At 71.7% G+C, this 13,828-nt stretch carries 13 protein-coding genes and 1 pseudogene; 7 read left to right on the forward strand and 7 right to left on the reverse strand.

Annotated elements, in window-relative coordinates; genetic code table 11:
* Positions 1–258: 258 nt before the first annotated feature.
* Complete coding sequence (locus tag AC067M_RS09365) at positions 259–1,248, reverse strand: SCO0930 family lipoprotein (protein WP_478696384.1); 990 nt, start codon at positions 1,246–1,248, stop codon at positions 259–261.
* Between the two features lie 754 nt (positions 1,249–2,002).
* Here AC067M_RS09365 and AC067M_RS09370 point away from each other — a divergent pair.
* The gene (locus tag AC067M_RS09370) at positions 2,003–2,131 is read left to right on the forward strand and encodes a hypothetical protein (protein ID WP_478696385.1); all 129 of its coding nucleotides are present in this window, start codon (positions 2,003–2,005) and stop codon (positions 2,129–2,131) included.
* A 15-nt stretch (positions 2,132–2,146) separates the two neighbouring features.
* Positions 2,147–2,911 carry a bestrophin-like domain gene (locus AC067M_RS09375; RefSeq protein WP_478696386.1) on the forward strand — a complete coding sequence of 255 codons (765 nt, stop codon included), beginning with the start codon at positions 2,147–2,149 and terminating at the stop codon, positions 2,909–2,911.
* Between the two features lie 235 nt (positions 2,912–3,146).
* On the opposite strand, the gene AC067M_RS09380 is transcribed toward AC067M_RS09375, so the two are convergent.
* The gene (locus tag AC067M_RS09380; protein WP_478696439.1) at positions 3,147–3,590 is read right to left on the reverse strand and encodes a hypothetical protein; all 444 of its coding nucleotides are present in this window, start codon (positions 3,588–3,590) and stop codon (positions 3,147–3,149) included.
* Between the two features lie 756 nt (positions 3,591–4,346).
* On the opposite strand from AC067M_RS09380, the gene AC067M_RS09385 reads away from it, so the two are divergent.
* Positions 4,347–5,015 carry a class F sortase gene (locus AC067M_RS09385; RefSeq protein WP_478696440.1) on the forward strand — a complete coding sequence of 223 codons (669 nt, stop codon included), beginning with the start codon at positions 4,347–4,349 and terminating at the stop codon, positions 5,013–5,015.
* Between the two features lie 55 nt (positions 5,016–5,070).
* Here AC067M_RS09385 and AC067M_RS09390 read toward each other — a convergent pair whose 3' ends face one another.
* Positions 5,071–6,015: a polysaccharide deacetylase family protein gene (locus AC067M_RS09390; protein ID WP_478696387.1), complete on the reverse strand. Its 945-nt coding sequence runs from the start codon at positions 6,013–6,015 to the stop codon at positions 5,071–5,073.
* Between the two features lie 130 nt (positions 6,016–6,145).
* Positions 6,146–6,556: pseudogene (gene lysS / locus AC067M_RS09395) on the reverse strand (bifunctional lysylphosphatidylglycerol synthetase/lysine--tRNA ligase LysX); the annotation flags it as partial.
* Positions 6,557–6,783: 227 nt separating this feature from the next.
* On the opposite strand from lysS, the gene AC067M_RS09400 reads away from it, so the two are divergent.
* A complete protein-coding gene (locus AC067M_RS09400; protein WP_478696388.1) occupies positions 6,784–7,245 on the forward strand; it encodes a universal stress protein in 462 nt (153 codons plus the stop codon).
* Positions 7,246–7,338: 93 nt separating this feature from the next.
* Here the strand turns inward: AC067M_RS09400 and AC067M_RS09405 are convergent, their stop codons facing one another.
* Positions 7,339–8,493, reverse strand: coding sequence for a CapA family protein (locus AC067M_RS09405; protein WP_478696389.1), 1,155 nt, complete (start codon positions 8,491–8,493; stop codon positions 7,339–7,341).
* A 211-nt stretch (positions 8,494–8,704) separates the two neighbouring features.
* Here AC067M_RS09405 and AC067M_RS09410 point away from each other — a divergent pair, with 211 nt between their 5' ends.
* The 3 genes from AC067M_RS09410 to AC067M_RS09420 all read left to right on the forward strand — a co-directional run bounded on the left by AC067M_RS09410 (position 8,705) and on the right by AC067M_RS09420 (position 10,712).
* Positions 8,705–9,259 carry a sigma-70 family RNA polymerase sigma factor gene (locus AC067M_RS09410; protein ID WP_478696390.1) on the forward strand — a complete coding sequence of 185 codons (555 nt, stop codon included), beginning with the start codon at positions 8,705–8,707 and terminating at the stop codon, positions 9,257–9,259.
* 137 nt (positions 9,260–9,396) lie between these two features.
* On the forward strand, positions 9,397–9,912 hold the full coding sequence (locus tag AC067M_RS09415) for a hypothetical protein (protein WP_478696391.1): 516 nt from the start codon (positions 9,397–9,399) through the stop codon (positions 9,910–9,912).
* A gap of 143 nt (positions 9,913–10,055) precedes the next feature.
* Positions 10,056–10,712: a zf-HC2 domain-containing protein gene (locus AC067M_RS09420; RefSeq protein ID WP_478696392.1), complete on the forward strand. Its 657-nt coding sequence runs from the start codon at positions 10,056–10,058 to the stop codon at positions 10,710–10,712.
* A gap of 49 nt (positions 10,713–10,761) precedes the next feature.
* Here the strand turns inward: AC067M_RS09420 and AC067M_RS09425 are convergent, their stop codons facing one another.
* Both AC067M_RS09425 and AC067M_RS09430 read right to left on the reverse strand, forming a co-directional pair.
* Positions 10,762–11,625, reverse strand: coding sequence for an Fpg/Nei family DNA glycosylase (locus AC067M_RS09425; protein WP_478696393.1), 864 nt, complete (start codon positions 11,623–11,625; stop codon positions 10,762–10,764).
* A 47-nt stretch (positions 11,626–11,672) separates the two neighbouring features.
* Positions 11,673–13,760, reverse strand: coding sequence for a SpoIIE family protein phosphatase (locus tag AC067M_RS09430; protein ID WP_478696394.1), 2,088 nt, complete (start codon positions 13,758–13,760; stop codon positions 11,673–11,675).
* Positions 13,761–13,828 lie beyond the last annotated feature (68 nt).

Genomic DNA, 13,828 nt, shown 5'->3' on the forward strand with positions numbered 1-13,828 from the left:
GGCGATCCGGTGTTCGAGCAGAGGCTACTGATCGCCCGCCAAAAGAACGAGTGGAAACGGAAATTGACCGTCCGTTCCCGGTCACTGCCTGCGGCACGTGCCGAATTGACGCGGCATGAGAAGCGGCAGGAAAAAGGGACACGTGCGCACAAGGCGGCCACGACAGCGGTCCGCCCCCCTCCGTGCGGCGCGGAGGGGGGCGGACCAGGGGTCGGTCACACCGGAGCGGGCAAAGGATCGGCCCTGGGGAGGTGATCTCTACTGCTCCGGAGCGCCGACCAGCTTTCCGTCGGGGGCCACGGCGTACCACGTACCGCCGACGCCCTGACCGTTGATGTCGCCGGGGGCCTTGTCACCCGCGAAGGTGTAGATCGGCGAGCAGTTGACCGTCATCTGCTTGGCGCCGTTGTCGGGCCGGGTGAAGCTCATCAGGCCCTTCTTCTGGACGCCCTCGGTGTCGTTGGCCTCGACCGGTGCGACGACCGGCCACTTGTCCAGGCAGGCACCGGTGCAGGCCGAGACGGGCTTCGGCCATGCCTTGTCCTTGACGAAGCGGTAGACCGTCATGCCGTTCTTGTCGACGACGATCTCACCGAGGTTGGGGTCCTTACGGGTGGACAGTCCGGGCAGGTCGGAGACCTTGGCCTTCTTGCCGTCAGGGGCCAGCGCGTACCACTTGCCGCCCACACCCTGGCCGTTGACGTCTCCGGCGGCCTTGTCCTTCGCGTAACGGTAGGCCGGCCAGCCGCCGATGGTCAGCTGCTTGGTGCCGTCGGCGCGGGTGACCTCGCCGAGCGTGGACTTGTCGATGCCCTCGCCGGCGGCCGCGTCGTCCGCGGGCACGGGCGGCCAGGCCGTCGCGCAGTCGCCGTCACAGTTGGACTTCGGTGGTTCCGCCGTGTCCTGGTCGAATCGGTAGAGGGTCATGCCGTTGCCGTCGGTCAGCACCTCGCCGAGTTCGGCGTTGGTGGAGACGGCCAGCTTGCCGGCCCCGACACCCTGCGCGTCAGGCACGGAGGCGGGGGCTGAGGGAGCGGTGGAACCAGCCGTTCCGCCGGTGGTACCGGCGCCACCGGCGCCGACGCTTCCGTAGTCACCGGTACCGGCCACGGTGCCGGCGCCGGCCGCGGCCGTGGCGCCCACGTTCTGGCTCGACGCGGTGCCGGATTCCTGACCGCACGCCGTCGTCAGCGCCAGCACGGCCACGGCGCTCGCCACGAGTGAGGCGCTCCGCCAGGAGGTCTTCATCGTCAACTCCCCAAAATCACAAGGGTGTTGCAGCGCCCTGCTGCGCCGCCGCACGGTCATGAGTACGCAGGGGACCGGTGGGTGTGTTCAACGACGGCACAAATTTCTTTCCAAGAACCGTGAAGAAGACTCCCGGAGGGTCTGCGAGAAGCCTCGGAAGGCCGTGCCGGCAAACCCCTGGGGCCGAACTTCCCTCGTTCGGGGCAATCTCCCCGCAGCACGGGCGTGTGCTCGCGCGCGAGGACTCATGATCTTCGTCGTGCATGCACCCGAACCGACCAGATCCCTTTTCGCCACAAGGGCGTTGGCCCTCATGACACTGGCGTGGATCCTCGTGGGCGCACCGGCGGGCACCGCGTCGGCCGACGCCTGCGCGTCCGCCTCGACGGGCCCGAACGGCATCGAGGCGGTGGCGGTCGCCGGCAGCCACACCTGGCCGACCCCTCCGCCGTGCCCGGTACCGACACCCCCGCCGCCGTGCCCGACACCGACGCCGACTCCCACACCGACGCCGAGCCCCACGCCCACACCCACGCCGTCCAAGTCCACACCCCCGCCGCCGAGGCCGACGCCCACACCGGCACCCGAGCCACCGCCTCTCCCGCCGCCTCCCCCGCCCCCACCGGCACCGCGGCCCGCGGCCCCCCGCCCGGCACCCACTCCGCCGCCCGCCCCGCCCCCGACGCCCACACCGACGCCCACCCCCACACCGTCAGCCACGCCCGAGCCGGCCCCGCGTCCTTCCGTACGGCCGGTGAGCTACCCGGAGTACCACTCCCCGCCGCGCAAGGCGCCGGTACACGGGGGAACGTCGCCCCTCACCCACGTCCTGCTCATCACGGTGCCCGCGGTGGTCGCCGTCGCCGCGCTCCGTCCGCGCTGATCACTGGAGAATCCTGTGCCGGAATGGCTTGTTCTGACCCTCGCGATGGCCGCCGCGTGTGCCGTGGTGGTCGTCATCACCTTCCTGAGGCACCGCTCGGTGGGCGAGGACGAGGACCCGTCCGAGACGCCGGACGTCATCGAGTACATGACGATGTGGATCGGCGTGGTGTACGCCATCGTCCTGGGCCTGGCCATCGCCGGTGTCTGGGAGGCGCGCAGCATGGCCCAGGACCACGTTCAGGCGGAGGCGCAGGCGCTGCACGAGATCTCGGAGCGTGTCCGCGTCTATCCCGTCGAGGCCCGTGACCGTATTCGGGATGATGTCAACACCTATGTCGGACACGTCGTCACCACCGAGTGGCAGACGATGGCCGACGACGGCCGTCTCACCGAGCGCGGTGACGAGCTGCTGGAGCGTGTCCGCGCGGACGTCACCGACTACGAGCCGCGGACGGACTTCGAGGCGCAGGCATACCAGCCGCTCGTCGACCAGGTGGCCGCCGCGGACCAGGCGCGCACGTCCCGCTCGAACTCGATCGAGCCGACCATGCCCGGCGTGGTGTGGTTCGGGCTGCTCGCCGGAGCGGTGATCACCATCGGGATGGTCCTCGCTCTCCAGATCAGGCGGACCCCGCGCGAACTCGTCCTCGCCGGGCTGTTCTCCGCGCTGATCGCCTTCCTGCTCTTCCTGATCTGGGACTTCGACGCGCCCTACAGCCGCGGCATCACGGCGTCCGCGGAGCCGTTCCTGGCGCTCTTCCCGGGCGTCAAGGGCTGACGGGCGCTCACGCGCCCGGGGATCCGGCCGGGGGCGGGCACCACGCCGTGCCGTCCCCTGCCGTGGGAACGCCGTTCCCCCGTCCGGCCCGCGCGTCTGCCCCGTTCGGGCGACCGGGACCGCGGTGCCGCGGACCTCTTCTTGGCGTTTCGGTCATCGAGGTGACTCGGCGCCCAGCCATCCGCGCAGGTCTCCGCCCCGGTCCCGTTTCTGGGATCCGGGGCGGGGACCTGTCTCAGATGCGCTTCTCGGAGCGGCGGCGCATCCAGAACACGCCACCGCCGATGACGGCCAGGGCCACGAGCCCACCGCCGATGGCCATGTCGGTCGGCGTCGCCCCGCTGGAGCTGCTGCCGCCGAGACCACCGCGGACACCGCCGAGGACGGTGAAGGCCGCGTCGCGGGTCAGCGGGGAGCGCCCGTTGCAGTGGACCGTGATGCTGTACGGCCCCGGGTTGGCGTTGTCGCGGATGGTCGCCTTTCCGCTCGCGGTCCCGTTGGTGCCGTCGACCCGGCGCAGGTTCACCGGCGAGGTGAACGCCGGGGAGTTGGCCGTGCCGCCGCCCGGGCATCCGTCCACCGTCACGGTCAGCTGACCACCCCGGGCGATCACACCGGGCATGGCGACGATGTTGCTGACGATGCCGCTGTTGCCGTTGCCACCGCCGTTGCCACCGATGCCGTTTCCGCCACCGTTGCCGTTTCCGTTGGAGTTGCCGCCCCCGTGCCCGCCACCGTTCCCGTTCCCGTTGCCGTTCCCCCCGAAGCCGTTACCGTCGCCGCGCCCGCCACCGTTCCCGTTCCCGTTCCCCCCGAAGCCGTCACCGTCGCCGCGCCCGCCACCGTTCCCGTTCCCCCCGAAGCCGTTGCCGTTGCCGTGCCCGCCACCGTTGCCGCCGTTCCCGTTCCCGTTCCCCCCGAAGCCGTTGCCGTTGCCGCCGACACCGTTCCCGTCGCCGCCGAATCCGTTGTCGCCGTTGCCACCATTACCGCCGGAGCCATTTCCGCCGCCGTCGCCGCCACTGTTGACGTAGGCGTTGGCGCCGCTGTTGCCCATGCCGTCCGCGACGGCCGCCGGGGCGGCGAGGCCGAGGACGGAGACCGCGACGGCTGAGACCGCCAGGGCACGAGGAGTACGCATGTGAACCTCCGCGGAAGGCGCCCCGGGACCCGTCCCCGGTCGATCGGCGAGAAAGCGCCTCCCGAAAAAACCCTCAGATGCCTTTCTCGCGACCGCATTTCGGGAATGGTCCGTCCTGGTGAGGTGACACGCCGTCGGAAAACCATTCAAGGCGATATCACCGCAGGTCACGGACCGTCAGAAAATTCTGATCAGTGAGGACTCGGATGGCGCACCGAGGGGCTCGTGGGCCACCCGTTCGCATCTGTCCCCGTCGCCGGTCGCGTGCGGGAGACTTAGCGTTCTTGTATGTCAATGTCTGCGTTCGAGCTGTCCGAGGTGGCCGAAGAGGAGGAGCGGCGGAGGAAGCGCGCCCCGTGGGGCGTGATAGCGCTTGTTCTGCTGACTGGTCTCGCGCTCATTCGCAATGGTTCGGGCGAGTTCGATGTCGGGCCGCCGCAGCCCGCGTCGGCGGCCGCCGCGGACAGCCGTACCGCGCCGGGCACCCTCGTCACCCCGCAGGCGCTGCCGTACGCGGTGCCCGCGCGGGTGCGGATCCCGGCGATCCAGGTGGACGCGCCCGTCACGCCGGTCGGCCTGGACGCGGACGGCTGGGTCGGCGCGCCGCCCGCGCAGGACCCGAACCTGGCCGGCTGGTTCACCGGCGCCGTCTCGCCCGGCGAAAAGGGGACCGCGGTCATCGTCGGACACGTCGACAACGTGCAGGGCCCCGCCGTGTTCTACGCACTCGGGGCGCTGAAGAAGGGACATCGCGTCGAGGTGGCGCGGGGCGACGGAAAGACCGCCGTTTTCGAGTTCTACGGCATCGAGGTCTTCGCGAAGAACAATTTCCCCGGCGACCGCGTCTACGCCTCCAAGGGCACCCCGGAGCTTCGGGTCATCACCTGCGGCGGCGGTTTCTCCAAGCAGAACGGCTACGACGGAAACGTCGTCGCCTTCGCCCGCCTGGTCGAGGTCCGCTGAGCGTTCCCCGGCCGGGCGTTCCCCGGCCGGGGCGGCGAAGGCCCGTACCGTCCCGCTACGCGTACTGCCGGCGCGGGACGGCGATGTGGTAGCCGTCGTCCAGCAGCTGCGGCAGATAGGCGCGCAGCGCCCGCACACTCTGCGAGCGGTCGCCCCCGGCGTCGTGCGAGAGAACCACGACGCCGGGGGCGGCGCCGTACTCGACCCGGTCGATGATGGTGCGGGTGCCGGGGGTGGTCCAGTCGAGGGTGTCGACGGTCCAGGCGAGCGGTTCCATGCCGAGTTCGGCGCCGAGCTGGAACGCGGCGCGGTTCCAGGCTCCGTAGGGCGCGCGGAACCACTGGGGGCGTTCACCGTACGCGTCCTCGATGACGTCGCAGGTGCTTTCCATCTCGGAGCGGATGCGTCCTCGGGTGAGGCTGGTCAACAGGGGGTGGGACCAGGTGTGGTTGCCGACGACGTGGCCCTCGTCGGCCATGCGCGCCAGCAGGTCCTTGTGGTCCGCGGCCATTTCCCCGCAGACGAAGAACATCGCGCGGACGTCGTACTCGCGCAGGGTGTCCAGGATGCCCGGGGTGTAGCGGGGGTCTGGGCCGTCGTCGAAGGTCAGCACCATGGTGCGGCCGCGCCCGGACAGACGCAGCAGCGGCTCGCGCCGTACGCGGGGGCGGCGCGGGGTGGTGCGCGCCTGGCCGTATCCGGTCAGGGGCTGGAGGCGGTACGTGGAGGGGGTCGCCGGGAGGCGACGCACCGGGGCGCCTCCGGCGGGAGCCGTGGCCCCTCCGGCGGGGGCGGTGGCGCCTCCGGCGGGGGCGGTGGCGCCTCCGGCGGGGGCGGTGGCGCCTCCGGCGGAGGCTGTGGCGCCCGTCGCCGAGGGCTTGGGACCGGCCGGCCCGCCCGTCGTGCCCAGTGCGAACAGTCCGGCCGTACCGGCCGCCCCCAGAGCGGCACCGCCGGCGAGCAACGCCCGGCGCCGCGTGAGCAACTGATCCTTCTTCATGACTCATCAGTGGCCCGACGGAAGACCGACGCACCTCACCGACACCGGCACGGCGGCACGTTTCCACTCGCCCGGCGCAGTTCCGCTGGCGGGTCAGCGACGGCGTACCAACGGGAACGGGAGGGTCTGGAATGATCCGGCCGGCGACCGTCACGGTCTCGCCGTCGCGGACCTCGGTGAGGGTGTGGGTGCGAGGTGCGACGCCGACCGGGTAGGGGTTGGTGCCGGCGGCGCGCAGTCGCTCCCGTTCGCAGCGCCGGACGCGGACCTGTTCGGGCAGGTCCGCGTCCGGCCCGTCGGGCCCGGTTTCGTCCCCTCCGGCGAGGCCGAGCGCCGACAGCGGCGGCAGGCCCTCGGTGCTCGCGGGCCGCCGCACGCCGTTCGAGTGCCCCTTTCCCCGGAGTTTGCGCAGGGACGGTACGAAGACGAAGCCCTCGGCGATGACGGAGGCGAGGCCGATGCGGGCGAGGGAGGCGGCCTCGCCGTGGCAGAGGAAGCGCGGGTACCACTCGGGGCGGTACTTGGCGTTGGAGCGGTACAGGAGCAGGACGCAGAGCAGGCCGAGGGAGCCGAAGAAGGCCGCGAAGCCCTCCGGCACCCGGCTGAGGAAGCCGCCGCGAGGCGGTCGTTCGGGCCCTGAGTGTCCTCGGCCGCGGGGGCCGCCACGGTGGCGCTCAGGGCCTCGACTGCAGGAACACCGGCGCGCCCCCGCCCATCGAGCGGTCCCGGCCTCCGGTCGGACCTGCGGTTTCCGATACGCTCGTTGCCGTGACGAACCATCACGAACATCAGTTCGAGCTAGGAACGGACGGCCCGAAGGTCATCGTGGTCGGCATGGACGGCTCCGACTCGTCCTACCGGGCGGCGGCCTACGCGGCGGGGCTGGCCCGGCGCCAGCGGGCGCTGCTCGCCGCCGTGTACGTGCAGCCCGCGATGACGGCGAGCGCGGCGCTCGGGGTGCCGGTCGCCGGGACGACCGACGCCATCGCCGAGGACCTTCTGCGGGAGATACGGGACGCCACCGAGCGGGTGAAGGGGGTGTTCGACGTGCGCTGGGAGTTCCACACCTTCCACGGCGACCCCTACAGCGGCCTGGTGAAGGCCGCGGACGAACTGAAGGCGGACGCCGTGGTGGTGGGGGCCTCGGAGCAGGCGGGGCACCGGATCGTCGGTTCGGTGGCGATCCGTCTGGTGAAGGCGGGACGGTGGCCGGTGACGGTGGTGCCGTAGCGGTGCCGTAGCGCTGCGGTTCGTGCTCAAGGCCGTAGCGCTGCGGTTCGTCCTCGAGGCCGTAGCGCTACCGGGCCACCGTCACATGGGCCGCTACTCCCCCATCACCAGCCCGTCCTTCGCGGCGCCCCGGCCGAGTACGACCTCCCGGATCCGGTCGCGGACACCGGTCAGTTCGGCACCCCGGGCGATGGCCCGGTTGACGTCGACCACGCGGCCGGCGTCGACGTCGAAGAGCTGGGGGAGGAACTCCGCCTTGCTGACCTCCCAGCGTCCGCCCGGCTTCTTCGGCGGGGCGAAGGTGAAGCGGGCGATGGTGGACTGGTTGCCGCGGGGATCCTGGACGCCCTCGTGGTTGAACATCTCGCCGGCGACCTGGTCGCCCATCCCGTAGACCACCCAGGTGCCGTTGACCTTCTCGTACGCCTGCGGGACGTGGGCGTGGGTGCCGAGGATCAGGTCGACGGCGGGGCGGCCGTCCGCGCGGGCGGCGGTGAGCCGTCGGGCGAGGCTCTGCTGCTGGGCGTCGGGTTCCTCCTGCCACTCGGTGCCCCAGTGCAGCGACACGACGACCACGTCGGCCCCCGCCTGGCGCGCGGCGCGGGCGTCGGCGAGGATCCGCTGCTCGTCGATCAGGTTGACCGCCCAGGGCTGCCCGGGCGGGAACGGCAGACCGTTGGTGTCGTAGGTGTAGGAGAGGTGGGCGACCCGCGCCGAGCCCGCGCTCAGGAGCGTGACGGCGCCGGCCTCGGCCTCCGTGCGCGCCGTCCCGGCGTGGCGCACGCCCGCGCGGTCCAAGGTGTCCAGGGTGCGCACGATGCCCGCCGCGCCGTCGTCGAGGGAGTGGTTGGAGGCGGTGGAGCAGCCGTCGTAGCCGACCGAGGCGAGGCCGGCGGCCACTTCGGGCGGTGACTTGAAGACGGGGTAGCCGGTGTAGTCGCCGTTCGCGCCGTACACGGTCTCCATGTGACACAGCGCCAGATCGGCGCGGGAGACGACGGGCTGGATCCCGGCGAGCATCGGGCGGAAGTCGTAGCCCGTGCCGCCGGCGTCGAAGCCCGCCCGGTCGATGATCGAGCTGTGCGGCAGGACGTCGCCGGAGGCGACGAGGGTGAAGGCGCCGGTGCCGGCGGCCGGGGCCGGCTGCCCGGGCCCCGCGGGCGGTTGGTGGCGGTGGGCCTGGCAGGCGGCGGCCGAGGCCAGGATGGCCGTGAGGGCCAGGGCTACCTGTCGTCTGCGTGCGATCATTCCTCACCCCACTGAGGTCATATTTACGCACAAATAGGTACGATATTGGCCGCTGTCGCAAACAATCTCAGGGCCCCCACTCACCCGTCCGGTGTGCGCGAGTGGCGGGATACGACCGTTCGTCGAACCGTTCGTCGACGCGATCGACCGTCCGTCGCAGACCCGCGTTCGCCCCCTGTCCGTGGCCGCCACCCTGCGGTCCCATACGCGCATGACGGCCGGAACCACCCTCACGAACGGTACGAACGGGACGACCGCCGAGCACGAGCTCGCCGCACTCCAGCGCGAGCACGGCCGACCGCTCTTCGCGCTGCTGCTGAGGCTGAGTGACGGCGACCGGCAGCGCGCTGAAGACCTCGTGCAGGAGACGCTGGTACGGGCCTGGCAGCACCCCGAGGCACTGCGCGCCGACGCCTTCGACTCCGTACGGCCGTGGCTGCTCACCGTGGGACGGCGGCTCGCGATCGACGCGCGGCGGGCCCGGCAGGCGCGGCCGGCGGAGGTCGGCGACGCGGTGCTCGAGCACGCGCCGGTGTGCGCGGACCACGCCGAGCGGTCGGCCGCCACCCTGGATGTGCGGGAGGCTGTGAAGACTCTCACTCCCGAGCACCGTGAAGTCCTGGTGCTCGTGTACTTCCAGGGGGCGAGTGTGGCGGAGGCCGCCGAAACCCTGGGGATTCCGCCCGGTACCGTGAAGTCCCGCGCGTACTACGCGCTGCGCGCCCTGCGCAGGGTGCTACCGGGATACGCGACCGACCTGCGGTGAAACCAATGGGAGAGCAAAACCTCCGTAAAGCGCCTTGCTGAGGACCCCGGTTGAGTAATCGGCTGTCCCTATCCGTGTTCCGGACTGGGGGGCCCGGGTTCGGGCGACGCGCACGCACCGGAGGAAGGCAGGAAGGAATGCCGCACAGAGGTCATCAGAGCACGGACGGCACCAGCGGCGGCGAACTCACGGTTCCCATGGCCTGGTTGTACGCCGAGTACATCGCCGACGAACTACTGCGGACCGGCGATCTCATGCCACCGACGTCGTTCGAGTTCCGCGCCGGGCGCGACGCCCTGGCGCTGACCATCTTCCTCTCCGACACCGACGGCGAGCTCCCGGGCATCCGGGTCGTGACCCAGTTGGAGACCTGGCTGTCGCTGACGGCCTACGACCAGCCGTGGCAGGACTGGGTGAGCGAGCGGATGGCCGTACTGACGGCCGAGGCGGCCACGTCCGCGGACCCCGCGCCCGACCTCCAACTGGCCGCCGCCGCCTGGCGATGGCTGGAGGAGACCGAGTTGCTCGCCCCCGATCTGAACGCGGTGCCGGGCGGTGCTCCGGTGGTCGGTGAGGACGAGGGGCCGAAGGTGTGGACGCCCGCCTGGCAGCTGGGGTTGCCCCTCGGACATCTCGCCATCCATCTTTTTTAGAACCGGACCAATCCGGGGGCCGAACCGCTCCGAATATCTTGGTCTCGATTGTGTGTACGGCTGAGTGATTCGGGTGCCGGGTGCGTACGGATGGGAGCAAGGAGTAACAACCCCACCCGCACCCAACGGCACGAGGATTGCGCATGAGGTCCCAGGAAAGGCATCACGACGCCGGCGCCTACGCGCTCGGCGTGCTGGACGAAGTGGACGCCTTCCGCTTCGAGGACCACCTCATGGAGTGTCCTCAGTGCGCGGCGCAGGTCACCGAGTTCGGGCCCCCCACACGGCAGTTGATGCTGTACCGGCAGGCTACGCCCCGGGTCGTGCACCCGTTCGCCGGCGCCGGCCCGCGGCTGCTGGACCGGCTGCTCGGCGAGGTCGCCGCGCGGCACCGGGCGCGCCGCCGACGCGTGCTGTACGCGGTCGCCGCCTCCGTGGTCGTGGCGCTGGCCGGACCCGCTCTGATGATGCTGTCGGCGGGGGGCGGCGAGAGGGAGGCCGTGCAGGTCACCGCGACCGACGAGCGGTCGGGTGTGTGGGCGCAGGTCACGGTCGAGGACGAAGCCTGGGGCAGCAATGTGCAGCTGCAGGTGAAGGACGGCGCGGGCCCTCGCAACTGCCGTCTGATCGTCGTCGGCCGGGACGGCTCGGAACGGACGGTCACCAACTGGATGGTGCCCCGCCACGACGCCCGGCCCACCGCTGTGCAGGGCGGGACCGATCTGCACGCCGACGAGATCCTCCGCTACGAGATCCGCTCGGCGGAGGGCGAGCAGCTCGTCACCCTGAAGGCCCCCTGATGTGCCGGCTCACAGCCACTGGCGCGCCGACCGCACACCAGGCGGCTGTCTACTTCAGCAGCCTCGACATCCTCCGGTCCGCCAGTGGCTTGCCGCCCGTCTGGCAGGTCGGGCAGTACTGGAGGGACGAGTCACTGAAGGACACCTCGCGGATGGTGTCGCCGCAGACGGGGCAGGGCTCGCCGGTGCGGCCGTGGACGCGCAGGCCGGTCTTCTTCTCGGACTTCAGGCGGCCCGCGGCGAGACCCCGGGAGCGGTCCACCGCCTCGGTCAGGGTGGTACGCAGGGCGGTGTAGAGGGCGTCCGTCTCCTCCGGGGTCAGGGAGGCGGCCAGCTTGAAGGGGGACATGCGCGCGGCGTGCAGGATCTCGTCGCTGTAGGCGTTGCCGACGCCGGCGATCAGGCTCTGGTCGCGCAGGGCGCCCTTGATCTGGCGACGCTCCCCGGAGAGGAGCCCGGCGAGTCTTCGTGCGTCGAAGTCGTCCGCGAGCGGGTCGGGGCCGAGGCGGGCGACGCCGGGGACCTCGTGCGGGTCCCGTACGACGTACACCGCGAGCCGCTTCTGGGTGCCGGCCTCGGTGAGGTCGAAGCCCTCGCCCGTCTCCAGGGCGACCCGCAGGGCGAGGGGGCCCTTGCCGGGGCGGGGCGGGCCGTCGGGGAGGCGGTCCTTCCAATGGAGCCAGCCGGCGCGGGCCAGGTGGGTCACGAAGTGCGGGCCGCCGTCCGTCTCCAGGTCGAGGAACTTGCCGTGGCGGTGCACGGCGGCGATCTCGCGGCCCTCGACGGCGGTGACGGGTGGGTCGTACGTCTTCAGGACGCTGATGGCGACGGGCAGGACGCGCACGATCTCGTGACCGACGACACGCTCGGTCAGGAAGTCCTTGAGCGCTTCGACCTCGGGCAGTTCCGGCATACGTCCAGAGTGCCACCGGGGACCGACACCCTCAGCTCCGGATGCTCTCAGCCGCCGCCGGGCACCCTGAACTCGCACCACACGCACTTGCCGCCGCCCCGTGCCTCCACGCCCCACTCGTCCGTGAGGAGCTCGACCAGGAGCAGGCCGCGCCCCGAGACGCCGGACTCCCCGGCCTCGCGGCGGCGCGGCAGGGCGCTGGAGGAGTCCTCGACCTCGACGCGCAGACGGCGGTCGGAGTCGCCCAGGACCCGCAGGGTGACGATGGCGGAGCCCTCGGTGTGCATGAGGGCGTTGGTGATGAGTTCGTCGGCGGCCAGCTCGATCTCGTCGGCGCGGCCCCGCGCACCCCACGTGCGGACGGCGGCGCGGATCATGTGCCGGGCACCGGTGAGGGCCTCGGGGTCGCCGGGGGTCACGAGTTGCTGGAGCCGGCCGCCGGGCCGTGGGGTGTCCACGCCCCGGCGGCGCAGCAGGAGCAGGGCCACGTCGTCGTCGCCGGCGCGTTCCTCGGCGATGTCGATCAGCCGGTCGGCGAGGCCGCGTACGTCGTCGGGGCCGGTGGCGATGAGGGCGGTGAGGGTCTTCATGCCGTCGTCGAGGTCGACGCCGGGCTGTTCGACCAGTCCGTCGGTGCACAGCAGCAGGGTGTGGCCGGGGTCGAGTTCGAGGGTGGTGACCGGGTATTCGAGGCTGCCGAACTCGGCGGACAGGCCGAGCGGCAGGCCGCCCGCGACGGCGACGCGTCGGCAGGTGCCGTCAGGCGCCCGCACGAGGGGGTCGATGTGGCCGGCCCGGACCACCTGGACCACGCCGGTGGACAGGTCGGCCTCGGCGTAGAGGCAGGTGGCGAAGCGGTCGGTGTCGAGTTCGTGCAGGAAGACCGAGGCGCGGGCCGTCACGGTGGCGGGGGTGTGGCCCTCGGCGGCGTAGGCGCGCAGCACGATGCGGAGCTGGCCCATGACGGCGGCTGCGTGCGTGTCGTGGCCCTGGACGTCGCCGATGACGGCACCGACCCGGCCGCCGGGCAGCGGGATCAGGTCGTACCAGTCGCCGCCGATGTCCCGGCCGAGGGAGCCGCCGATCGTGGCGGACCGGTAGCGGACGGCGATGTCGGCGCCGGGCACGCTGGGGATGGTGCGCGGCAGCATGGCCTGCTGGAGGCCCTGGGCGATGTCCTTCTCCTGCTCGTAGAACATCGCGCGTTGCAGGCTCTGCGCGATGCTGCTGCCGAGGGCGACGAGGATGTTGCGTTCCTCGGGGGTGAAGCCGTGCCGGTCGCTGTAGAGCAGGCCCATGGCGCCGATGGGGCGGGCCTGGACGATGAGGGGCAGGTAGGCGGCCGACGTGATGTTCAGGTCGGTGATGTGCGGCCACAGGAGGGGGTAGCGGGCGGCGAACTCCTCGGGCGACTCGATGAACCGGGGGCTGAGGGTGCGCACGACCTCGCTCATGGGGTAGGGCTCGTCGATGCGGGTGACGAGGGTGCCGGGCACGAAGCTGCCCGCGGGGCCCTCGGCGACCAGGCGGATGCGGCCCGCCTCGACCAGGCCCATGACGAGGCTGGTCGCGCCGAGGTGGGCGAGACCGTGGGTGTCCTTGAGGACGTCGATGACGTCCCGCACGGTGCGGGCGTGCGCGAGGGCGGCCGTGGTGAGCTGGACGACGTTGGTCTGCTCGCGGCGGGCGTCGTCGAGGGCGGCCTCGTCGCTGCGGTCGGCGAGGTCCCTCAGCTCCTCGGTGGCGTCGCGGACGATGCCGATGATCCGGCGGGGGCGGCCCGTCTCGTCCCGGCGGATGTAGCCCTGGGTGTGGGTCCAGCACAGGGTGCCGTCGCGGCGGCGGATGCGGAAGTAGGCGCCGTAGTTCTCGCTGCCGTCCTTGATGGCCTGGGCGATGAGGGTGTCCAGGCGGATGGCCTCCGCCTCCGGGACCCGCGGAGCCAGGCTCTCCGGGCGGCCGTCGTATTCGTCGGGGCGCACGTCGAAGATCTCGTGGGCCCGGGCGTCCATGTGGAACAGGCCGGTGTCCAGGTCCCAGTCGAAGCTGCCCATGCGGTTGAGGGCGAGAATCGGATCCGGGTGGGCGGCCCAGTCGTCCGGGAGTGACAGCGCGCTCGCTCCCCGATCAGCCATGCGCCCACCTTGCCAGGATTTGCCCGATTCTTCGAGTGGGGCGGGACACCTGGGTTACCCAGTCCGAG

This window comes from Streptomyces sp. NPDC043427, assembly GCF_056436655.1.

Coding starts and splice junctions, on each gene's coding strand:
- AC067M_RS09365 (WP_478696384.1), bottom strand. CDS start 1,248: ATGAAGACCTCCTGGCGGAGCGCCTCACTCGTGGCGAGCGCCGTGGCC.
- AC067M_RS09385 (WP_478696440.1), top strand. CDS start 4,347: ATGTCTGCGTTCGAGCTGTCCGAGGTGGCCGAAGAGGAGGAGCGGCGG.
- AC067M_RS09390 (WP_478696387.1), bottom strand. CDS start 6,015: ATGAAGAAGGATCAGTTGCTCACGCGGCGCCGGGCGTTGCTCGCCGGC.
- AC067M_RS09405 (WP_478696389.1), bottom strand. CDS start 8,493: ATGATCGCACGCAGACGACAGGTAGCCCTGGCCCTCACGGCCATCCTG.
- AC067M_RS09410 (WP_478696390.1), top strand. CDS start 8,705: ATGACGGCCGGAACCACCCTCACGAACGGTACGAACGGGACGACCGCC.
- AC067M_RS09415 (WP_478696391.1), top strand. CDS start 9,397: ATGCCGCACAGAGGTCATCAGAGCACGGACGGCACCAGCGGCGGCGAA.
- AC067M_RS09420 (WP_478696392.1), top strand. CDS start 10,056: ATGAGGTCCCAGGAAAGGCATCACGACGCCGGCGCCTACGCGCTCGGC.
- AC067M_RS09425 (WP_478696393.1), bottom strand. CDS start 11,625: ATGCCGGAACTGCCCGAGGTCGAAGCGCTCAAGGACTTCCTGACCGAG.
- AC067M_RS09430 (WP_478696394.1), bottom strand. CDS start 13,760: ATGGCTGATCGGGGAGCGAGCGCGCTGTCACTCCCGGACGACTGGGCC.